Annotated in this window: 17 protein-coding genes, 2 tRNA genes and 1 pseudogene; 8 read left to right on the top strand and 12 right to left on the bottom strand. The window is 40.9% G+C overall.

The annotated features are described in order from the left end of the window. Window positions 1–144 precede the first annotated feature (144 nt). The 3 genes and pseudogenes from mutY to OHT75_RS13275 all read left to right on the top strand — a co-directional run bounded on the left by mutY (window position 145) and on the right by OHT75_RS13275 (window position 2,526). A complete protein-coding gene (gene mutY / locus OHT75_RS13285) occupies window positions 145–1,263 on the top strand; it encodes an A/G-specific adenine glycosylase (protein WP_264727371.1) in 1,119 nt (372 codons plus the stop codon). A 2-nt stretch (window positions 1,264–1,265) separates the two neighbouring features. Further along, window positions 1,266–1,541, top strand: a complete 276-nt coding sequence (locus tag OHT75_RS13280) for an oxidative damage protection protein (RefSeq protein WP_264727369.1) — start codon at window positions 1,266–1,268, stop codon at window positions 1,539–1,541. A 281-nt stretch (window positions 1,542–1,822) separates the two neighbouring features. Continuing rightward, window positions 1,823–2,526 (top strand): annotated as a pseudogene (locus tag OHT75_RS13275) (sugar-binding protein). 206 nt (window positions 2,527–2,732) lie between these two features. Here the strand turns inward: OHT75_RS13275 and OHT75_RS13270 are convergent. Next, window positions 2,733–3,320, bottom strand: a complete 588-nt coding sequence (locus OHT75_RS13270) for a YceI family protein (RefSeq protein ID WP_264727365.1) — start codon at window positions 3,318–3,320, stop codon at window positions 2,733–2,735. Window positions 3,321–3,447: 127 nt separating this feature from the next. Continuing rightward, a complete protein-coding gene (locus OHT75_RS13265; protein ID WP_264727363.1) occupies window positions 3,448–3,996 on the bottom strand; it encodes a cytochrome b in 549 nt (182 codons plus the stop codon). 380 nt (window positions 3,997–4,376) lie between these two features. Between OHT75_RS13265 and OHT75_RS13260 the strand changes: the two genes are divergently transcribed. From OHT75_RS13260 to OHT75_RS13250, 3 genes are all read left to right on the top strand, one after another. Then, window positions 4,377–4,452: transfer RNA gene (locus OHT75_RS13260), tRNA-Phe, on the top strand. A gap of 7 nt (window positions 4,453–4,459) precedes the next feature. Then, a tRNA-Thr gene (locus OHT75_RS13255) sits at window positions 4,460–4,535 on the top strand. Window positions 4,536–4,933: 398 nt separating this feature from the next. Beyond that, the gene (locus tag OHT75_RS13250) at window positions 4,934–5,452 is read left to right on the top strand and encodes a thioesterase family protein (RefSeq protein WP_264727362.1); all 519 of its coding nucleotides are present in this window, start codon (window positions 4,934–4,936) and stop codon (window positions 5,450–5,452) included. 80 nt (window positions 5,453–5,532) lie between these two features. On the opposite strand, the gene nagP is transcribed toward OHT75_RS13250, so the two are convergent. From nagP to OHT75_RS13220, 6 genes are all read right to left on the bottom strand, one after another. Continuing rightward, window positions 5,533–6,831: an N-acetylglucosamine MFS transporter NagP gene (gene nagP, locus OHT75_RS13245; protein ID WP_264727360.1), complete on the bottom strand. Its 1,299-nt coding sequence runs from the start codon at window positions 6,829–6,831 to the stop codon at window positions 5,533–5,535. A 161-nt stretch (window positions 6,832–6,992) separates the two neighbouring features. Beyond that, window positions 6,993–8,153 (bottom strand): transmembrane glucosamine N-acetyltransferase NagX, encoded by a 1,161-nt coding sequence (gene nagX, locus OHT75_RS13240; RefSeq protein WP_264727358.1) that lies wholly within the window; start codon window positions 8,151–8,153, stop codon window positions 6,993–6,995. A gap of 55 nt (window positions 8,154–8,208) precedes the next feature. Beyond that, on the bottom strand, window positions 8,209–9,360 hold the full coding sequence (gene nagA, locus OHT75_RS13235; protein ID WP_264727356.1) for an N-acetylglucosamine-6-phosphate deacetylase: 1,152 nt from the start codon (window positions 9,358–9,360) through the stop codon (window positions 8,209–8,211). Between the two features lie 36 nt (window positions 9,361–9,396). Continuing rightward, entirely contained in the window at window positions 9,397–9,807 is a 411-nt protein-coding gene (locus OHT75_RS13230; protein ID WP_264727354.1) for a hypothetical protein, read from the bottom strand. 99 nt (window positions 9,808–9,906) lie between these two features. Then, entirely contained in the window at window positions 9,907–10,812 is a 906-nt protein-coding gene (nagK, locus tag OHT75_RS13225; RefSeq protein ID WP_264727352.1) for an N-acetylglucosamine kinase, read from the bottom strand. 318 nt (window positions 10,813–11,130) lie between these two features. After that, the gene (locus OHT75_RS13220) at window positions 11,131–13,821 is read right to left on the bottom strand and encodes a family 20 glycosylhydrolase (protein ID WP_264727350.1); all 2,691 of its coding nucleotides are present in this window, start codon (window positions 13,819–13,821) and stop codon (window positions 11,131–11,133) included. A gap of 593 nt (window positions 13,822–14,414) precedes the next feature. Between OHT75_RS13220 and OHT75_RS13215 the strand changes: the two genes are divergently transcribed. Then, entirely contained in the window at window positions 14,415–15,317 is a 903-nt protein-coding gene (locus OHT75_RS13215) for a sulfite exporter TauE/SafE family protein (protein WP_264727348.1), read from the top strand. A gap of 87 nt (window positions 15,318–15,404) precedes the next feature. On the opposite strand, the gene OHT75_RS13210 is transcribed toward OHT75_RS13215, so the two are convergent. The 3 genes from OHT75_RS13210 to OHT75_RS13200 form a co-directional block, all read right to left on the bottom strand. Next, complete coding sequence (locus OHT75_RS13210) at window positions 15,405–16,106, bottom strand: SapC family protein (RefSeq protein WP_264727346.1); 702 nt, start codon at window positions 16,104–16,106, stop codon at window positions 15,405–15,407. Between the two features lie 189 nt (window positions 16,107–16,295). Next, window positions 16,296–17,819 (bottom strand): tryptophan halogenase family protein, encoded by a 1,524-nt coding sequence (locus tag OHT75_RS13205; RefSeq protein ID WP_264727344.1) that lies wholly within the window; start codon window positions 17,817–17,819, stop codon window positions 16,296–16,298. Window positions 17,820–17,896: 77 nt separating this feature from the next. After that, on the bottom strand, window positions 17,897–20,497 hold the full coding sequence (locus tag OHT75_RS13200) for a TonB-dependent receptor (RefSeq protein ID WP_264727342.1): 2,601 nt from the start codon (window positions 20,495–20,497) through the stop codon (window positions 17,897–17,899). 395 nt (window positions 20,498–20,892) lie between these two features. Here OHT75_RS13200 and OHT75_RS13195 point away from each other — a divergent pair, with 395 nt between their 5' ends. After that, window positions 20,893–21,912: a LacI family DNA-binding transcriptional regulator gene (locus tag OHT75_RS13195; RefSeq protein ID WP_264727340.1), complete on the top strand. Its 1,020-nt coding sequence runs from the start codon at window positions 20,893–20,895 to the stop codon at window positions 21,910–21,912. A gap of 57 nt (window positions 21,913–21,969) precedes the next feature. Here OHT75_RS13195 and OHT75_RS13190 read toward each other — a convergent pair whose 3' ends face one another. Continuing rightward, complete coding sequence (locus tag OHT75_RS13190; RefSeq protein WP_264727338.1) at window positions 21,970–23,256, bottom strand: NAD(P)/FAD-dependent oxidoreductase; 1,287 nt, start codon at window positions 23,254–23,256, stop codon at window positions 21,970–21,972. Between the last annotated feature and the right edge of the window lie 66 nt (window positions 23,257–23,322).

Here is a 23,322-nt window from a genome sequence, read left to right as displayed (position 1 = left end):
TTACTACAATTATGCGTTTAAAAAACAGCAGTACTTGTAATAGTTAATCTTAAATTTTTATTTCAGCCCCATAGTATACCTAATCCGCTAACAATTGTTTATATAAACCTTGTTTGATTAATTACCTATCGCTACACTGCGACGATGAAAAAAGTATCCTCTTTCGCTGAGCGCATCATCGCTTGGTATGACATCCACGGCCGTAAAAAGTTGCCGTGGCAACTAGATAAAACCCCTTATAGTGTGTGGGTTTCAGAGATTATGTTGCAACAAACCCAAGTTGCAACCGTGATCCCTTATTACCAAAAATTTATGGCACGTTTTCCAACGGTAGTTGATTTGGCTAATGCACACCAAGATGAAGTATTACACCTTTGGACTGGATTAGGTTATTACGCCAGAGCACGTAATCTTCACAAAGCGGCAATTGATATCAGAGATAAGTTTGATGGTGTTTTTCCAACCGAGTTTGAACAGGTATTAGCGCTATCCGGCATAGGCCGTTCGACGGCTGGCGCGGTGTTATCTTTATCTCTTGGTCAACATCACCCTATTTTAGATGGTAACGTTAAACGAGTGCTTGCCCGCCATGGTGCCATTGATGGCTGGCCTGGCCAAAAGGCTGTTGAGCAAACGTTATGGGATTTAACCCATGAGCTAACCCCGATAAAGGATGTACAAAAATATAATCAAGCCATGATGGATTTGGGTGCCAGTATTTGCAGTCGAAGTAAACCACAATGCTCAAACTGTCCCGTGGCAATTGATTGCAAAGCGCAGCTAAGCGGTAACCAAAGCCATTATCCCGGTAAAAAACCCAAAAAAACCATCCCATCTAAGCAAGCCTGGATGCTTGTGATGTTATATCAAGGACAAGTGCAATTAATTCAGCGCCCACCCGCTGGAATTTGGGGGGGACTATGGTGTTTTCCTCAATTTGATTCTCAAGCCTTGATTGAGCAGTATGTTAATCAACACCAGATGAGTAAATCTGATATTGAATTAGCGGGGTTTAGGCATACGTTTAGTCATTTTCATTTAGATATCAGCCCTATTTTAGTGGATGTTGAAAATCAAGATTTGTGCTTTTCAACAGCGGATATTGATGGGGTGATGGAACAAACGCCTCCACTCTGGTATAACATCACCCATCCAGCCAAAGTCGGCTTAGCCGCTGCAACTGAAAAGATTTTAGCCAATCTTGCTGCAGAACTCGCTAATCAACCCGATGATGTCGCTGCCCTAATACACGTTAAGGAGTAAACATGGCTCGCACTGTAGAATGCGTTCATTTAAATAAATCAGCTGACGGCTTAGACTTTCAACTTTATCCAGGTGCCTTAGGTAAACGTATTTTTGACAATATCAGTAAAGAAGCATGGGGTTTGTGGCAGAAAAAACAAACAATGCTGATTAACGAGAAAAAACTTAACATGATGAATGTTGAGGATCGTCAGTTTCTTGAACAGCAGATGACTCAATTCTTATTTGAAGGTAAAGATGTAGAAATTGAAGGCTACGTTCCCCCTTCAGAAGATTAATCATCATATATCTAGGCCGTTAATAGCTAAGTTTTGCTAAAAGGATAAGTTAATCACTTATCCTTTTTTGTTTGTCATAATGGTTATGGACAGCGCAAGTTTACCGACTAGGGTTAATACCATCAATTTATCTTCAGGCTAAATTAGCCTAGACTGAGCATCAACTTAAATTATCGATTAACACTAGGGGCAGTATGTTTAGCTTGGCTAATCTACCAAAAACTATAATAAAACTAGGTTATTTAACTATTTCATTATGCAGTTTTTCGGCACTTGCCGAAATGCCCACAGACCTTCATCCCAATGAGGTCAAATATGCTCATACCCCCATTACTATCGATGGCAAACCCGATAGTTTGTGGGACAGCGCACCTTGGCAAGCAATTGATCAGCTTATTTTAGGGGTACAACCTACTGCAGCTGACTTTAGTGGACGCTATAAACTATTGTGGCGCGAAGATAAATTGTATTTGCTAGCAGAAATCGTTGACGATGTATTGTTCGACAAAACCGCCGTTCCCACAAGCTTGTATTGGGATGATGATTGCCTTGAAGTATTTATTGATCAAGACGCTTCGGGCGGTGAGCATCAATTTAATCACAATGCGTTTGCATATCATGTAGCCCTAGACAATCAAGTTGCTGACTTTAATCGCTCCCAACAGGCACAAACCTTTAACCAACATGTGCAAAGCCGATGGCAGCGAGACACTGCGCGCCCAGAGGTTATCTATTGGGAACTGGCCATCAGTATCTTCCCTGATGATTACAATGACAAACTGGCTGCAGACGATGCACAACAAGTATCTGCTGTTAACTTAAAAGTGGGAGATATTATCGGATTTATGGTGGCCTATTGTGATAACGATGGCTCAAATGAACGTGAAATGTTGTTGGCTCCCATCACATTAGTCCAATTAATGGTGACAAAAACCTTGGCTACAAAACAGCAGACGTGTTCGGGAACATTAAACTGGTTAAATAACCTCAGCTCGGGTTAATAAACGCTTAGTAAACAGCCCTTTATTTTGCTAACTGCGTTTCATTAACGTGCAATAGACAAGCTATTGACGTGTTAATGCGCCTTGTTTTCAAAACAAATGACAAGTTTGCTACAAAATAAGCTCAATCTATTGAATTGTGCTTATTGAGTTCGTCTCTTGACCCGAGTTGAAGCTTGCAAATTGCGACTTATTTTTTAATACCCTCGACAACCAACTCAAGCTCAACATTCGCTGAGGCTGGGCCGAGATCCATTTTCATACCATAGTCTTTCATTTTAAACGTGGTTGTACCGGTAAAACCTGCGCGGTATCCGCCCCAAGGGTCATCACCTTCACCAATCAATACCGCATCAATAGCCAACGGTTTCGTCACGCCATTGAAGGTAAAATCACCATTAACAACAAACTTACCCTCACCTTTGTCTTCTACCGAAGTCGATTTAAAGCTCGCTTTTGGAAATTTTGCTGTGTTTAAAAAATCTGGACTACGTAAATGCTTGTCACGTTCAGCGTGATTAGAATCAACGCTATCTGTGTTGATATCAACATTAATACTCGCCTGACTCACTTTACTGGCATCAAAGCTAAAGTCTCCTGAAAAGTCATTAAAGCGACCCATTACAAAACTATAGCCTAAATGACTGACTTTAAATTGAATAAACGCATGGGCACCCTGGGTGTCGATAACGTAGTCCGCTGCGTTGGCCGTATTGGCAACCAACATTGGCGCTAACATGGCAGAACTGATTACGGCTGCAATTAAGTGTTTTTTCATGGTTAATCCTTCCTATAGGTTAATGGCTTTTATGTAGTAAATAAGTGTGCTTGTTTCACACAGTGTAAACGGCATCATCAAGCAGTGATCATTGCTGGTTAACCGATTAAACGTGTTATTTAGTTAACTAACGCTTAACTCGGAACATTCGCGTTAAGGTTGAATCTTTGTCTATAAAATGATGCTTAAGTGCACCTGCGGCATGGATAACCACTAAACCCATCAGGCTGTATGCCGCATACTGATGAAACAAACCAGCAAGATCAGCTTGATCATCAAATAACTCCCCCACGGCTGGGAATTGAAACCAATCAAATACCCAAATTCCACGGCCATCTGCTGTCGAGATTAAAATACCCGACACCATAATGGACAGCATCAAAAGATAAATCACTCTATGGGCCCAATAGGCACTCTTTTGCTCCCATTGCTTATGCGTTGATACCGGTGCCGGCTTGGTTGCGATAAATCGCCATAAAAGCCTGAATGTGGTTAATAGCAATAGCAATATTCCAACACTTCTATGAATATCGGGGGCAGTTTTATACCAGCTACTGTAATAGGTTAAATCAACCATCCAAAAACCAAGCGCAAATAAGCCTATGACGATGACGGCTGATACCCAATGAATAAAAATGGTTATTAACCCGTATCCAGCAGGACTATTGTTAAACATGGCTCCCCCTTAAATGTGCCTTTTGATGCGTTAACATCATGTGAAACAGTTTACTTACTATTTAATAAATATAAATCAGTAAAAATAGCCAATATCTTTCTAAAAATTAGAATAATTAATCATTTCAGCCTTAATACTGGCTACTAATAAGCTTTAGCGACTTCCACAGTTTAAAAAAATGTCGCTTTTTGGTCTAAAAAGCAGCAACCCCACTAAAAAATCGCCATCCTGACTACAATGTGAGCGAACGAGTAAAAAGTTTTTAAAAACTACTTGCACGATAAAAACCATCCCTATATTATGTGCGCACTCCAGACGAGACAGGCATTTCACAGTAAGCCAATTGAATCTGAAGTAGATGACTAACACTTAGTTTAGTTGCCCGAATAGCTCAGTCGGTAGAGCAGAGGATTGAAAATCCTCGTGTCCCTGGTTCGATTCCGGGTTCGGGCACCACAATTTAGCCGGCATAGCTCAGTTGGTAGAGCAACTGACTTGTAATCAGTAGGTCCCGAGTTCGACTCTTGGTGCCGGCACCATAAAAAACAAAAAAGCCACTCAATGAGTGGCTTTTTTGTATCTACAATTTGTCTTCATATTCAAATCTATTTCAGCCTTGTGATGATTAAAGGCATCACTCAAGTGCAGAGCCATCTTCTTAGCGTTGCCATTGGTACAATGATGGCCACTGCTAATTTGCATACTTAAATTCGATAAAACCTTATATTTAGCTCGTTTAATACGAAAGTGTTCTAAAATGCTTAACAATCAATGCTCATTTAGGCTGTGCTTATCTTTGTTTATTTATCAACAAAGATAAGCACAGCCTAGCTAAATGAACATCACAACACAAGGTCGTACAGGGTATTAGCAAGGCTAATCTGAACTTGGCTTGTTCTCACTGATAAAGGCTTTTACTCAATCACAAGGAATTATAATGATTCTCAGATTTCGATTTTTGTTCTTGATATTTATTCATTATTTCAAACGTTCTATCGGGGTATTGGATGAAAACACCTTACACTTTCGCGTTTTCATCAATGATGTTGATGTAAAAAGAATGAGCAGCGATAGATATTTACCGATCATGGATCTTGGTCGGATAAATATTATTCTTCAGGCTGGTCTGCTAAATGCTTTCCTAAAAAACAAATGGGTACCTGTGGCTAGAATTGCCACGGTCAGATACCGCTATCCCCTTAAAATTTTTGAAAGGTATCTACTGAAATCAAGCATTATTTATTGGGATGATGAATGGGTCTGGACTGAGCACAAATTTGAAAGGAATGGCAAAGTAACAGCTGTAGGAATAACCAAAATTACATTTGTGGGAGCAAATGGCATGGTGCCAATCACTGAGGTAATAGAAGCGTATGGCTATCCTGTGGCTAAATTAGCGATGCCAGAGGCGATCAAAGAACTGATGAGAGTTGAGTTAAACATGAGAAAAGAATAAATCACCCTCCCAACATACTTTAACAGACATAAAAAAGAGAGCATAAGCTCTCTTTATTGTGTCTGCTGAAGTAACAAACGTTACTTCCAACTTTTCATTTTATGCCCTTTTACCGCATAAAATAGAATGAACAGATAACAGGGGAACATCACCATGTAGCCACCTTGCATACCAAGAGAAGTGGCTGAGCTGGTTAATCCCCAAAATAGTGGTCCGAAAGCACCGCCAGCAATACCCATAATCAATAACGCTGAGCCCGTACTGGTTAACTTACCCATACCAGACAATGCGAGAGGCCACACAGCAGGCCATACAATAGCATTGGCTAAACCTAAGAAAGCAATCATTAATAAAGTATCAGGTAGCTGTGCACCGCCAAATGGGACTAATAGCAAATCTGCTATCGCATATGATTGACTATCACCAAATACGATACCCGCGGTTAATAATAAGCCTAAAACCGCGCTGACCATGAGTGCATTTGGCTGCGAAATAAATCGAGGAATACAGATAATACCCAGAGTGTAACCCAGTACCATACAAAGCATGGTGTAAGAGGTCATCACGCCATAATTTTCAACACCCAAGGTTAGTGCAAAGGTACCAATGGTATCACCGGCAATGACCTCTACAGCAACGTATACAAATAACGCCACTACACCTAAAGCAAGGTTAGGATGAGATAAAGCTTGTTTAATTTGACCTTTGTCAGAGTCCTGTTCTTGTTGCTCTTTTTCTAATTCTGGTAATGGTGATTTTTTAACAGCAAAAGCTAAAATGCCAATAAAGATAGCCATACCAAGATAAGGATAAATAAGGCTATTTGCCATTTCATCAATTTGGATCTGAGTCAGTTCAGTACCGACACGGTCTTTAAAGCTATCTAGAATTAATGCGGTAAACACCATTGGCGCGATAACACCTGCACCTTTATTCAAAATCCCCATCACACTCACACGTGCGGCAGCAGACTCTTCAGGCCCTAAGCGCACCACATAGGGATTTACTGCGGTTTGCAGTAGCGTTTGCCCGGTACCCATCACTAACTGCGCCAGTAGAAACAGCACAAAAATTTGGGTTTGCGCTGCAGGAATAAATAGCAGGCCGGCTAGCATCATAATGCCCATACCTAACGCCATACCATTTTTATAACCGACTTTGCGGATCACCCAAGCCGAGGGTAACGCAGTAAAGGTCACAGCAATGTAAAATGAAAATAGGATGAGTGACGCTTGGAAAGGCGTTAGTTGAAGAATTTGTTTCAGATACGGCATCAACGAGCCATTCAGCCATGTTGCGAAGCCGAGAATAAAAAACAGAACCGCGACAATTGCCATCGGTACTAAGCTACTTTTAGATTGTTCTTTCGTTGCTGTCATTTCCATAAACCTGCTCATTATTTTATTTATAGGGTCTTTGCGGTTTGTTAGGCGAAATGTGAATTGAGTCACATTAACCAACTTATTCGATAGTAGAACAATTCAACCACTAAGACAACGCTGTCATTTACAACTAAAGCCTAAATATCTCTGCCTTTAATTTAAATTCGAATAAATATTTTACGACGATACATCCATAACAAAATTAGCCATTGCACTGTGATAAAGCCTATTACACTGATAAGTTGCTGAGCTGAATCAGGAAAAGCTTGTATCACTCCACCAAACACACTGCGAGTAATATAGTGCCAATCAATTAAGCTCGAGCCTAAATAAACAATGATGGCGTTTGTACCAATCACCACGAATACAAAAGCCCACTTTTGCCATTTAAGCACATCAATCACAGCATAAAATAAGGCTAAAAACAGTAAACTCCATCCCGACGTTACCAGCACAAAGCTGCTGCTCCAAAGATCTTTATTAACCGGGATAATTGGATTTAATAACCAGCCAAGTGCCAACAACACCAGACCGCTTAGCGTCATAATCAATACTTTTGCCCAATCCCCTTTAGGGTGCGACTTGACAATGAATTGGCCAACAAACACGCCAATTAATGCATTGACCACGGCGGGAATGGTTGAAAGCACACCTTCTGGATCTAACGGTCTATTTTGATAAGCGATACCTGGACGTAATAACCCATCAATGTAAGCATTAATACTGCCGTCCATGGTAAATATCCCCGCTTGACCGCCAGGAAATGGCATAAAGCACAGTAGTAGAGAATATCCCACTAACAGCCCAATAGTGGTGATAATTTGAGTGCGTAACGACGTGTGCCATACCAAAAATGCGGCAAAGAACCATGCAAAACCAATACGTGCTAATACACTAGAAAAACGTATCTGTTCAGGATCAACCGGCACCCCAGAGCCCCAACCATGGTTATAAAGCACGCCAAGGCCAATCAATAATGCTAACCGTTTGATAGCATGACGATACAAAGGCATTCGTTGTGGCAATGGCAGTTTATCTAATCGTTTAGGAGATAAACCTAGTGCGACACCTGAAAGAAATATAAACAAGGGGAAAATAAGATCATACAATGTAAAACCATGCCACTGACTATGCAGCATTTGCCCTGCAGCAATTTGCCATCCCGCCCATCCGGTCAAAACAAACATGGCAGCAAACAGCCCTTCCCCACCAATAATCCAGAACATGTCAAAGCCACGTAAAGCATCAAGTGACATTAATCTTGGCTTATTGGGTTTATCTTGCTTCAATTCAGTGTTTGCGGTGGCGTTGGCAGACATTACGGCCCCTATTGTTATTATATTTTTGACTCATTCACTAGCTTAAATTGGTAAGCTATTGTGCAAATACTATTTTGCCACCTATGTAGGTTCTGCTGACTTGATTGGCGCTATTTAACAGCACCAAGTCAGCTTTAAATCCTGGTTTAATCACCCCTAAGGATTTTTCTAAACCAAGAAATTGTGCTGGATACATTGATGCCATACGCAGCGCTTCATCGTGGGCGAGTCCTAACATGGTGACGCTATTATTTACCGCGCCAACCATATCAAGCACACAACCGGCTAACTCACCCGTAGATGCATTAAGACGATCTCCCTGACGAACCACTTTAATTCCAAATAATTCAAAACTGGCGTCTTCACTCATACCCACAGGTGGCATGGCATCGGTCACTAACATCATTTTGCCACGAGGTTTAGCATTGATTGCCACTTTTGCGGCAGCGCTGTGAACATGGTGTCCATCAACAATCAAACCACACCATGAATCTTGGTTTTCAAGTGCTGCACCAACCATACCTGGTTCACGAGAGCCCAAAGGTGACATTGCATTGAACAAATGAGTGAACCCACTAGCACCAGCATCTAATGCCGCAACCACAGTGTCATAGTCAGCATTAGAATGGCCAAGGCAGACGCGCACGCCAGCTTTCACTAATGACTTAATCACCTGAGTGGAAACATTTTCTGGCGCTAAAGTGACCACTTTTATCCCCAAATCTTGACGACTGAAGATTGCTAATTCTTCATCACTGATTTTGCGAATAAACTGCTGTGGATGAACACCTTTTTTAGGCACACTTAAATGCGGGCCTTCAAAATGCACGCCTAATACACCGGCTTTATTATGTTTAATCGCATCAGCAACGGCGTCAGCGGCCTTAGCCATTACCGAAACATCATCGGTAATCAAGGTAGGTAAAAATCCCGTTGTACCAAAGCGGGCGTGGGCACGACCGATTGTTTCAATACATTCAACGCTCGGTTGGTCGTTAAATAAGGCGCCACCGCCACCATTGACTTGAACATCAACAAACCCTGGCACAAGGGTCCCTGCAAGGTGATGCACTATGCTAGGGTCTGCATCGATAACGTTAGCCGCCGCGGTGATCGCTGTAATCTTGCCAGCATCAATAGTTACTGCCATGTTTTGATGAAAAGCTTCACCGTCAAATAATCGTTCAACAATCAGGATTTGTTTCATAATATTCTCGTTTTGATTCTTAGTTTTTCGTCGACGTTACAGGGTTCTGGTCACTTTTTTCAAGCCTGCTGGCTGGTCAGGCGTTGTGCCATGGTCATTGTTACATCGAGATAAAACATTGCAATAAAGTAATGGCGCAACACCAGGGCGTAAGTCACTGGCGATGTGATTAAAATGGACAATATCTGCACCGCACTGCTTAACATTGTTAACTTGTTCTAGATAACGATGATGTGATTCATCATTCATGTCACAGATATACTTGGCAAATGCACTCGGATGCTTCGATGCCCAACATTCAAGCATCATAACAAACTGAGGTTGCAAGGCGGTTGATATTTCATCAACACCGAGTTGTTCAATAAACCCGTCATTAGCGATTAATGGCTGCGCAATATTAACAGGAGCAGTGCGAGCGTCTTGCCCCTTGATGGTATGTGTTGTCAAAATCACCCTCGCAACAGAATAATAATCCAATGCCCTATACGCTATAAGCTATACGCTATATCGCGAAAGGGTAAGTTGAAAAACTTACCCTGGGTGTGATTAAGCGACTGACTCAGCAGCATATTGTTGTTGAGCAAACAAACAGGCACCGAATTCAGGTGGCGATAATGAAGGAGACACTTTTGAGGCAACGTCTTCATCTAACCAAGTCAATAAGGGCTCTGCTAGACCACCTATCATCGAAAAACGACTAGGGTTAATGGTAAATAATCTTCTGGCAAGCTCACTGATATAAGCAGCACCTTCTTCGACAATAGCAATCGCAACCTTATCGCCTTCGTGTGCGGTAGCTAATACAATTCGTGCAAGTTTGGCATACACACTCGATGATTTGCCCGCTAAATTTTCAACGATACCAATTGCATCATTAACTTCAAAGTAGGCGAGTAATTTATCTGTAAGTGCAGTTTCACAAGCAAAACCGTCAAGTGTTAATAACACATGCTCAGCAGCTTTAAGGCCTAACCATGCACCACTGCCTTTATCACCTAAAGCAAAACCATGCCCACCTAAACTGATACTTTGATGACCAACATGCGCATATCCGCATGAACCTGTTCCGGTAATAATGACTGCCCCATCGGCACCATTGTGCGCACCAATGCAAGCGGTATGCAGATCAGTTGTTAAATACATCGATTTAAATGGATGCTGCCAATTTGAAATTTGATCGTAAAAATGACCTACATTGACGCCAGCAAGACCCAGTCCAGCAACAAGTTGGTTACAAGCCTCAGCAGGTAAACCAGCATCGGCTAGCGCAAGCTGAGTTGATTCAGTGATTGATTGAAAAGTTTGTTCTAAACCATGTAATGGATTTGCTCGGCCAGAAACACCGGTGCCAATTTGCTTATGGTCTTGAGTATAAATGGTTGCGCGGCATTTACTGCCACCGCCATCGATGCCAATGTAAAGCTGCGAATTGCTAAGCTGATTCTGACCCATGACTTTCCCCTCGGTATTCAGTTTAAGGTCGCTATTTTATTGATTGTATTTGCGCCTATGAATAAGTTAAGGCTATGTTACACCCAAAATGACAGCGTTGTCATTTGTTTTTTAACTCAAAATGGTTCATCAAATTTCAACTACAAATTAACCATTTAAAAACAATCTGATAGCTAAGGCATAGTTATCTTTGTTTATTTTTTATATCGACAAAGATAAACACGCCTGCGTAGCTGATGACTAAAAACTTAACGCTTTGAAACAAAAAGCCGTCAACAATATCGTTATTGACGGCTTTAAAACGGCTCTAAGCAACAACTAATTTACAACTAATGTGCGACCTTTTCGCTTGCCATCTGGTGTGATAGCTCGCACTTCTACCTGACCTTTAACTTCAACAGGACTCAGATAAGGCTGCCAAGCTTTACCTTGCTCTTTATATTCTATTTGTAATCCTGGAAAAGCGATATTTGCCGTAAGCACACCTTTATCATCAATGATTGCTCCTACGGTAGGCACCCGATATTCAATGCCCGCTTTGTCTAGTTTAGCCAGCTCTTTATGGCCTAAATGATTGGCCATTTTTTGCCATTCGCTCGCCTGCTGCTGTCTCATTTGTGCAGTAAAGTGCTGAGTCGATTGATTATAAACCGCGCCATTATACTGATATGGCACTTCCCATTCAGGCTTGTTCCATGCTCTTTCTGCCAGCATTAGCAATCTTGGGTAAATCATGTATTCAACCGTTTGATCGCTGCGTAAGGTTTCGCTCCAGAGTTGCCCCTGAATACCATCGAAGGTTTTACCCGCAACAATTGGACCACTGGTTTGTTGACCATTTTCGTCAACTTGAGGACGATCATCGGCCTCAAATGGATTACCTTCAATATCTAACCACTGTTCAGCATTAGCAGGTAAATTACCTGGCATAAAACTGAATATGTGTTTGCTGTTCAGCCCCCTAGATGCCCAGTAATAACCGTGCTCTTTTGGGTCAGCTTCATAAGGGAAGTCGAAATAAAGCACTTCTGGATTAGAAAGAATCGTTGTCCAACCATTATTAACTTGTTGGTGAGCACGCTGATAACCTTTATGGGATATCACATCCCAAACATTCGTTTGAGAGTTAGCAGGCATATTGGCTGGATTAGTATGGCTCATACCATCGCTCCAACCGGCTGGTTGAATGCCTTTTTCAGCTAACATATTGGCAACGCGTTCAATAAAGTAAGGGCCCACTAGCTTGATATCGGTTACGCCATATTGGTTATTAGCAATAAAGTCATGACAAATAGGAGATTCTAACCAAGCACCTGCGGTTTCATCTGCACCAATGTGATAAGTTGTTAAAGGCTGTCCCGCTTGGGTGTGTAATGCTGCGATTTCGGTAATCACTTTGTCGACAAAATGATAAGTCGATTCCATACACACATTTAAGGTGTTGTCGTCATAATACTGTACGGATGAATATAGCGTTGTGTCATTCGCGTCGGTAAGTAAAAACTCTTTTGCAGCCTGCTCATCACCCTTAGCCATAAGGTTACGATAACGAGCATCCATTGATTTAATCGCAGCGCGAGAATGCCCTGGCATATCCATTGACGGGATCACCTGAATTTGACGCGCATTGGCATACTTAATAATGTCAATATAATCCGCTTTTGTGTAGTAACCATTCACTTTAGTGTCAACAAAAGGTCCGCTGCCTAACTGAGGTAAAATACAGCTTGATTCAGTAATATCATGGCATCGTTTGCTGCCGATATCCGTCAATTCAGGTAAGCCATCAATCTCTAAACGCCAACCTTCGTCATCTCCCATGTGCAAATGTAATTTATTGAGTTTGTAGGCTGCCATTTGATCAAGCAAATCTAACAAGAACTGCTTACTATGGAAATTACGCGATACGTCAACATGCATACCACGGTATTGATAACGAGGACTGTCATCAATTTGCATGGCATTAATGGTCAAGTCGTTCAAATTAACCAGCGAGGTGATTGAGGCAATAGCATAGCTAAAACCACTGGGCTCATTGGCTTTGATCACAATGCCCTGATCCGCAATGGTTAACTGATATGAGCCAGCTTCTGGGTTAGCGGTTGATGATAATGTTGCAAATGAGACTTTTACCCCCTTGTCAGATTGTGGCACGCCAATACGTTCAAGACGGGCTAAAGCCGCTTGAATATCATCAGGATTCAACTTTGCATCCGTTATACTTTGCGTGTCTAAAGAGATCCCTTGTGATAAAGAGACCGCTTTAGCATTATCTAGCAGAACTTGTGTTTGAGGCGTGGGTAATAAAGAGTTAGCTGTTAATGCAGGCTCAATCGCTACGGCTTTATTCTGTTCAAATAAAACGCCTGATTTAGCCCATACTAATTTATCTTTATCGCTGCGCTGATATTGTCTTTTTGCATCAACGAATGCTTCGACATAGGGTCTAACTTCCATGCCTGTGTCAGCATCAATTTCAACACGGGTACTACTTATTATCTGCGGCGCTAGCTCTGTGCCATTAGCGTCTTTAGCAACGATGTAGTAATTAGGCATAAAGTCTGTTTCAGACAATTGCCATAACTCGCCACGAAAACGCAAGGTTTTAACCTGTCCGGCTTTAAATCCAGTAAATTTATCTGTAGGCGTTATACGGTGTAAATCACCTTTCACACGTTCAATCGTAAACTCGTCGTTAAGCACCGTTTGAACTGGGCGCATTTGGCTAAAATAGATTTCCCAATCACGGTTTAGCATATCTTTTGGACTGGTGAAATCAATCTCAGCAATAAAACAGCGCTCATCCGCTTTAGCGTCTGCGGGACATGCTTCTTCAGGTAAATTAGATACTAAGCGATATTTAACGATAAGTGCATCTGCAAATTCTGCTAGGTGACTTTGCTGCCAAGTGGCCGTAGCTGGAGAGGTTGAGACTGTCGATTCTGATGGAGAGCATGCGGTCAAACTTAATGACATCATTATGGCACTGAGCGCCCAAGTCTTTTTCATAGCGTCCTCGTTATAAATCTTGTTTTTATTAGGGCTTATTTAGTGTGGTCGGTTGATATCATCGCCAATAAAGACTGATTTTAGGGATTCCCCTTAAAATGATATCTTGTTGGTTAATTGATTATGCCACTTTATAAATGTGTGCTCGATAAATGTTCAATTATAAATTTAAGGAAAAAAAAAGCTGGGACATAAATCTGTGAAGACATGTACCCAGCCTATACTCGTTTCTGGGGAGAGACTAAAAGTATATTAAAAAGATAATGTCGCTCGCCCGACCGAGCTAACATTACCAAGCATGAATCAGAGACCTCTTCCTCTTCATGTTGACCTTAAATAACAGCGTTCCCCACAAGCAATGACAACGCTGTCATTTATTAAGTTACCTAATTTATTTAATGAGATCTACATCTTTTTGACAAAATTTTATTAACTCAAGCTTAATTCACCACAAAGCACTTTTATATCATAACCTTACAAAAAAAGTTGTCATCTAATAAAAAATCACAGCCAATTAACATCATCAATGACAAGAGATGAATGCACTGATAGGATAAATTCAATTTCACTTTACAGACTGTCTTTCAGCCAACATGCAGCTAAAACGCCATTTACCTAAAATGCATCCCATTATTTTTATCACCGTATTCGTCTTGATCGGTTTATGGCTGCAATGGGCATTGAACACCCCGAATATTGATCAACTTTTTTTCAGTCATAGTGGCTTTTTGTTACTGGGCATATGTGGGGCGATATTTGCCAATGCGACTGGCGCTGGCGGTGGTGTGATATTTATCCCAGCATTTTCAGCTTTAGGTTTTACTCCTACAGAAGCAATCAGCACCTCATTCCTCATTCAATGCTTTGGTATGACTGCTGGGTCAATGACTTGGTGTCATTACTACTTCAAACAACATCATCAGGATGACTCATGGCAAGGCTTTCCTGTTATGGTGGCGTGCTGTGCACTGTTCTCGATTTCAGGTTTTTGGACTAGCCAATTCGCTTCACTGAGTGCCCCCGTATCATTGCATGTCAGTTTTAGTGTTTTTTCTATTGTCCTTGGTGCAATTATTATCATAAATAGCCGTAAAAAAACCACGCAACATTCGCTAACCTCATTTAAAAACTCAGCGTTAAGAGATTGCATGTTCCTCAGTGGATTAAGTTTTGTTGGCGGAATAATTACAGCTTGGTTGTCGGTAGGTGTTGGCGAGATAATAGTTATCTATCTGATGTTGAGAGGATATTGCACAAAACTTGCTATTGCGACAGGTGTAGTTGTCAGCGCAATGACCGTTTGGTCAGCCACTCCTATTACACTTAGTGCAGATTCTGTTGCTAACGTCGAAGTATTACTTTTTGCTGGCCCTGGTGCGTTATTGGGTGGATTAATTGCAAAGAGAATTGCGTTATTTTTCTCGGTGATCAAGCTTAAAATATTTTTTGCACTGTGGATTATGCTGACAGGCTTAGTCATGATCATCGTGGCCTAGCTATAGTCAGGATGAATAAAGAGGCGATTCTCAAACACAAAAATGGCGCGTTAATCGCGCCATTTAGTATTATCAAGTTATAAAGTATTAACGGCCTAATACTTCCATACGCGCTAAACGATTGACTTGGTTGATTGAGCCTAAGTGACCATAAATAGGACCGAGTAAACCACGTTTTTTCAACTCTAAGAAGTCTTCATCAGATAATGAGTTCAACTTTTGCTCATCAATGAGGTATAACCCATTGATATTACGTTTTTCACCTGCCACATCAACGGTTAATGTTTGACTTATAAATAACTCTTTCTCCGCTAAAAAGCCCAGAATGCCACGAGTTGCTTGATCTTGCTCAAAGTGAGTAATCAAGGCTTTTTTACGTGCTTCTAAGAAGGGCGTTTCTTGATCGCCATTAAATAACGCTTGGCCTTCAGTCTTACTGACTTCTTTGGCTTCTTCACGTAAACCAATCCACACTTTATCTTTAACCTCAGGATTTAACACTAATCCTAATGGATAATCACGCACCACAGTAGGGATGTATAAACCTAACCACTTACCGTCTTTAACACTTAAATTCTGACCTGGCTTTAAACCCAACATAGCAACTGATTGAAACTCGCCAGTGTCACTGTTTTTAACAAAAACGATGGGATATTCAGTTGCAGCACGAGCAATTTCATGCAGAGTTACAGGCACAATGTGCTGTTCTGCAACATGGTTAAAATCACTTGCTGTGATTTTAAGTTCACCATGTTTTGCTTGTTCTAGTAGCGTAATTTGGTTAGACATCTTGGCTCCTTGAGGCGCTTCTCATTCAATGTGAACACTGTCATAACGGTGTTTAGTAAACGTTATTCGGTGTTTAAAATAATTTTAGTACTTGAAACTACCAAGTTACCCAGCTTTTTCAAGTGGCAACTTGGCTTATTCGAAATACTGAACATCAATAGCTTAAATAACCATCAAAAATGGTTGAAATTATAATTTTTGCAAACCGAACTGATGAATTTTTTGCAATAACTCACGGTGAGACGGCAACTGCTGACATAACATATTGGCACGCTTGGCGATCTTATCTGCATGCTTGTTGGCTTCGATAAGTGAGTGTTCATTTATTTGAGGCGTCTTAGTCATATACTTCATGCCGTAAAGCACATAGAGGTAATTCTCAACATTAAACACTTCAAACTTTGAGAATAAATCTTCACTCATTGGGACATATTGGTTCCACAAAGCCAGTTTGTTTTGCAATCCTTCAGGGATTGTTTCAGAGTTTCTGTTATCTATCCAAAAGTCAGAATCAGTTCGATCCGAAAGACAATAGTGCATCTTCGCAAACTCAACCACACGCTCCCACGCATACGTCATAGTGTGGTTAAATCGCTCTGATAACGCAGCCATTTGTTCGGTGCTAGTAGGAAAGCGGTTAGCTAAATAGCCTGCTGCAAAATCAGTCAACATGATAGAAGTGGCTTCAATAGGTTCTAAAAATCCTTGAGCTAAGCCTAGCGCAACACAATTTTTAGCCCAAAATTGTTTACGATATCCAACATTCATAGGAATAGTGCGATAAGAGTATTCAGATAAGCGGCCATCTAAATAGCGATTTAACTTTTGCTGTGCTTGCTCATCTTCAAGGTGGGCATTGGAATACACCAAACCAATACCTCGACGTGAAGATAAGGCAATATCCCAAATCCAACCACCCTGATGGGCTGTGGCCTTAGTATAAGGCGGAATAATTGCATACGGTTCGGTAGGCACTTGCACCACAACGGCTTTATTGACAAATAACTGCGCAGATTTATCAACAAAAGGAACCTTTAACGCTCTAGCTAATAAAATGGATTCAAAGCCACTGCAATCGATGTAAAAATCAAACTGTTGCTCACCAATGGTATCCAACATCAATGAGTCAATGCTGCCATCGAGGTGTAATTTAGCCTCTACAACATTGGCTTTAATGTGGTTAACAGCAAATTTTTGTTGCGCATTGTCAGCCAACAACAACGCAAACTTTGCGGCATTTAAATGATAGGCATACCCCTGAATTGCTTGATATTCCGGGGTTGTGATCAGCTTAGGCGCAAGATTAGCCTCGCAGACGTCATGCTGGCTCGATACCAGCTTGCTATAGTCTTGTGAAGGCTTTTGAAGCCAGAGCGCTGATAAATCATCTCCCAGCGGACTGGGCGGGTCAAATAGGTGATGATAAAAATTAGCAGGCCCATGTAAGCCCTTATCAAGCCAGTTTTGAAACTTAATCGACTGCTTGAATGTCACATCACAGCGCTTAATAAACTCAGTTTCACTAATACCAAAGCTTTGAAGTGTTTTACGAATGGTCGGCACTGTGCCTTCACCCACCCCGATGGTTGGAATGTCAGGTGACTCAATCAAGGTAATTGACACATTCTTATTAAGTAACGCTTTACCAAGATGATTAGCGGCTAGCCAGCCCGCCGTACCACCGCCAATAATAGCCACTTTTTGAATATTCATACGACGACCTTTGAATATAATAAAAAGCCCAGCATAGGCTGGGCTTTAAGGCATATCAATTAAAAAATTGACTCAAATTAGAAGCGTAGGTTTAAACCCAATTTGTAACGCGCTTCACCTTCAAAGCTCCATGCTGGGTAACCATTTTTAAGCTCAGGCTTAACATCGGCTCCATCAGGTGCAACACCTAACTGTACGCTGTCTTCTTCAAGTAAGTTAACCACTTCAAACGTCACACCTAAGTAGTCAGTGATGTTGTAGTTAGCACTTAAATCAACAGTACCAAATGCTTGGTGCTCACGGTTACCGTAGAAACCTGGTAATTCGCGGATCATGTATTCACTGCGCCAGTTGTATGCAACACGAGCAGAGAAATCATCCATTTCATAGAAGCCAACTAAGTTAACAGAATGCTTAGATGAATCAGAGAATACGCTCACTTGATCTGGATAGTTTTCTGCATCAGCATCTGAATCAGCGAAAGTATAGTTAGCGGCATAACCTAAACCATTTTCGAATGCATCTTGTAACTGAAGCTCAATACCTTGGATTTGACCACCAGTACCGTTTTTCTTGGTTGATACAGTCCACTCATCTTTACCTGAGTTAGGGTCGATGATACCAATGCTTTGATCTAAAATCTGTGCAGAGGTAATAAATGAGCTGATATCTTTGATGAAGAAAGATGCACCAAATAATCCGTCAGGGCTGAAGTACCACTCAACACCTAAATCAGCTTGAGTGGCTTTAAATGGTTCTAAACCAACATTACCGGTATTTAATACTTCGTTGCCAGCAGTACCATCGTTATAACCCGCTAGTGATGAAGCAGAGAACATATCAGCGTAGTTAGGACGAGAAATCACTTGTGAAGCAGAAGTACGAATAATGACGTCAGGTGCAACATCAAATGCGATGTTAATGCTTGGTAATACATCATTGTAGCTTTCTTTGTTAGTGCTTAACTCATCAGCGTATGTGCCATCAGCTTGAAGTTTAAAGTAATCTGATTCAGCGTCTGTAGAAATATAACGTAAACCAAAGTTACCACGCATACCGTCTGCATCGAAGTTAGCCATTGCATAAACTGACAGGTTTTTCTCGTTAATGGTGCCATAACCTGACTTATAAACAGTACCGTCAGTTAAGAAGCCATCAATTGCAGCATAGGCATCATCTAGCATTGCGTCCATATTAGGCTTAGGTAGTGTGAAACCTGCGCCAGATGAAACTTGACCGCTATAATAATATGAAGCATCTTTTTCAGTAACAGAAGCTCTTACATTTGCAGGTAAAGTTAGCTGAGTAACATCATGATCTGCATAACGTAAACCAGTTTTGAATGAAGTGATAACACCTAAATCAGCTGGAATTGTAAAATCAACTTGTGCATAGGTTTCTTCGTCTGAGTTTGGTTGACTTTTCAGTGCCCAACCTGCAGGAGAAAGTTTGCCACCAAAATCTTCAGCGCTGAAATTTTTGTTAGCGATATTGATATCAATCACTTCACCTCTGGCGTCATAGGTACCAGCATAATCTGCTGCAGTGCCTAACCAGAAACCGTAGTTAGATGTTAAATCAGTACCACCTTCAGATTTGGTATTACCTACACGACCTTCTACTTTGAAGTTTTCTGCTTCATAGTCGAAGTTTAGGTCATAGGTATTTGAATCCATGCTTGCTTTACGAGCCCAAGTTTGCGCCCAACCTGGATTAGCACCTTTGCCGTCACGACGGTAGAAAGTACAAGTACCAGAAGAGTTACGCTCTTCACATGCAGCATCTTTATCATCAGGGAACATAACAAATAAAGACGTGTTAGCATTGTTTGCTTTCATGTCTAAGCTCATGATGTTTAAACCGAAGTTTAAGTTATCCATTGGGCTATATTGGAATGCACCATTAATCGCTGTACGTTCACGCTTTTGCTCAAATGTAGTTGGAACAATTTCGCCCCAACCTAATAAAGATTCGATACCGTTACGTTGGTAATGAGTTTCAGAACCCGCAGCAGAGATTAGGAAACCAAAGTTTTCATCATCATTTTTCCAGCTGTAAAGGCCAGATAACTCTGGATCTGTCTCTTCTGAAATTGTACCGTAGTCACCTTTAACACTTAAGAATGTTGAATTAGCATCTAGGTCTAATGGCTTACGAGTTTTAACGATTACCGTACCACCAACACCACCTTCCGGTAAGTCAGCTTGTGATGATTTGTAAATCTCGATACCACCGACCATTTCAGGTGGTAATAAAGAATAGTTGAAGCTACGGTCAATTCCTTGTTGGTCGTACCAACCTGTAGAAGCTACAGAATGTCCGTTTAATAAAGTACGTGTCAAACTGCTTGATGCACCACGAATCGATACGCCTTGGCCTTGACCAAATTGACGATTAACTGCAACACCAGGAATACGGCCTAAAGATTCACCTACGTCACCGTCAGGGAACTTACCAATGTCTTCTGCAGTCACTGCATCAACAACGGCATTTGAAAAACGCTTCTCGTTTACAGAAGCTTTCATTGAGGCACGCATACCGCGCACTTCAATTTTTTCAATATTTTCATCAGCAGCAGTGGCTTCATCTGCAGCATAAGCGCCAACAGATACAACACTGCCAAGTAGGATTGCGATGTTAGTCGCTAGTACATTTTTCTTAAAGGTAGATGGTCGCATCTTTGTTCCCCTTCCATAACTTTATTATCGTTTTTGAGTTCATAACCATTCCGACGGAATGACAACGCTGTCATGTCTAGAACAAACATTACACAAAAATTAACAGCCACGCCACAACAAAATAACTATTTGGTGTTTTTTTTTACTACTATATTCTGTAATTTATCACCAGTTTTGATGATAAAACGCTATAAAACATAGACGTAAATAATGTAAACATGATGTAAACACTGTTATTATCACCCCCAAAAGTAAGCTGATCCTACCTGTTAAAAAATTGATGATTGCCTATTTTTTTAAAAACTCGCACTATTACACGATAAATAACCCATGAAAACGATCGATTCCGGGGGATCAATTAATTGGGTTTCGCCTGAAGAAGAGCTAACTTTTACATGAAAGTAACCATAAATGACGTAGCCAAATATGCTGGCGTGTCGATAAAAACTGTATCTAGGGTCACTAACAAAGAGCCCTCAGTCAAACAAGCAACAATTGATAAAGTAAATCAAGCGATTTCCGCGCTTAATTACCAACCCAATGTTGCAGCACGCAACCTTGCCAGTACCAGCTCTTATGTTATTGGATTTATTTACGATAACCCGAATGCTTATTACGTGATTGATATGCAAAATGGGATTTTATCTGCGTGTAATGACCGTGGCTTTGAGCTTCTTATTCATCCTTGCAATGCCAAGTCTGCCTCTATTTGTGATGAGCTCACCTCTATGGTGAAGCATTCTAGACTTGCTGGATTAGTGCTTACGCCCCCTATGTCTGAAGATCCCAACATTTTGGCCGCTTTAGATAAGATAAATGCCAATTATGTCCGGATCATCGCTGGTGAACACACTGACGAGAATAAAGGCCTAACGGTATTAGTCAATGATAAACACGGCGCGGTTGAAATCACTCAGCACTTAATCAGTCTAGGCCACCAGCATATTGGTTTTTTAAGTGGTGATCATCAACATGAATCGACAAAAGAGCGTTTACTAGGATTTAGAAAAGCCATCGAAAATAACAAGTTAACTGTTAATGAAAATTGGATCTTAGACGGAAAATATTCCTTTGAATCAGGTGTTGAAGGGGCAAATAAATTGATTGCGATGAAAAATCGCCCCTCTGCAATTGTAGCTTGTAACGATGAAATAGCCGCGGGTGCATTGTTTGCTGCACGTTTAGCCGGACTTGATATTCCTAAAGATTTATCAATTGTTGGATTCGAAGATAGCCCTTTCTCACGTCAAACATGGCCCAAATTAACTACGGTTCATCAACCCAATGTTGAAATTGCACAGATAGCGACTCAACTATTGATCAATAAACATAAAGATCAAGGTAATGAGAAATTCAAAATCTTTACGCCTAATCCGGTTATACGTGATTCATCCGCCTCACCTCACGGTAATTAATCACATAAAAAAACGTCTCCATTGTGAGACGTTTCTAATTTATAGCATTTGTCATTTTTAATGCAGTTTCAATTTTGGCCTTTTCCAGCGAAGCAGTTTTTGTGCAAGGCGATATACCAAAGCAGAAAACCAACCATATAGGCTAATAAGATGACGTTGATAAAGAGAAATATACATAATACGTGCAAGATGACCTTCAACAAAAAAAGTTCCTGTCCGTAAATTCCCCATCAAATTACCTACCGCAGAAAAACGGCTTAAAGACACTAGTGAACCATAATCTTTATAAATAAATGATTTTTCAGGTTGATGTTTTATTTTTAAACAAATGTTTTTAAATAATGTTTCAGCCATCTGCGCTGCAGCTTGCGCCCTAGGAGGCACAGGTTTACCGTTTTCTTGGATCAGTTGAGCGCAATCACCTAACGCATAGATATTATACATTCCCTTCACTCGCATATATTGATCAACTTCAATTTGATTGCGTGAAGTAATAGGTAGTGCGGAAAAATTTTCTAATACTTTTGGTCCCTTAACACCTGCGGCCCAAACCTTGATATTGGCATTAATCGTTTCGCCAGTTGAGGTAATAAAGCCTTGTTTGGTGACTTCTTTTACTTGCACAGCTAAATGCAATTTAATGCCTAATTTAGATAAAACAGCCTGAGCCCGAAAACTCACCTGCTCAGGTAATTGAGGCAATACTTTATCAGCAGCTTCTATGAGATGTATTTCTAAATGCTGTTTTGAAATATTACTATAGCCATATTCTGCAACCGATTCGATAACATGGTGTAACTCTGCAGCAAGTTCAACGCCCGTTGCACCGGCGCCGACAATGCCTATACTCAATTTGTCTTGAGTTTCATTTAATTGTAATAGCGCGTCTAACAGTTTGTCATGAAATCGATTTGCACTATTCAAACTATCTAAAAAGATGCAATTTTGCTCCGCACCCAGCGTATTAAAACTATTAGAAACGCCCCCCAGAGCTAGCACTAAGAAATCATAATCAATTTTTCTTGGCGGAATAATGACGTCATTTTCATCATTGATAACGGCAGCTAACTGAATAGACTTTGTTTGTGGATCACATTGTTCAATACTACCGCGCACATATTGGTAGCCATTTTTTAAACCATGGTCACGATATTGTAAACCTTCAAGCGACTGGTCGATAACGCCAACAGCAACTTCATGTAATTTAGGCTTCCAGATATGGATGGTATTTTTATCAATCAAACAAATATCCATTTGCTTACTGAGCCCAAACTTACGACCTAATCGAGATGCGAGTGCCAAACCAGCAGCCCCACCACCCACAATGACAACCTTTTGAGCCATGACAACATTCCTATGAATGACACCAATTAAACAAACAACGTTTTAACAAATTCAAGCCAATAAAAA

Origin of the sequence: Shewanella subflava (assembly GCF_025971955.1) — a bacterium.
Lineage (GTDB): Bacteria > Pseudomonadota > Gammaproteobacteria > Enterobacterales > Shewanellaceae > Shewanella > Shewanella subflava.
The sequence above is the reverse complement of the archived record's forward strand: the minus strand, read 5'-3'. Positions and strand labels throughout refer to the sequence as shown.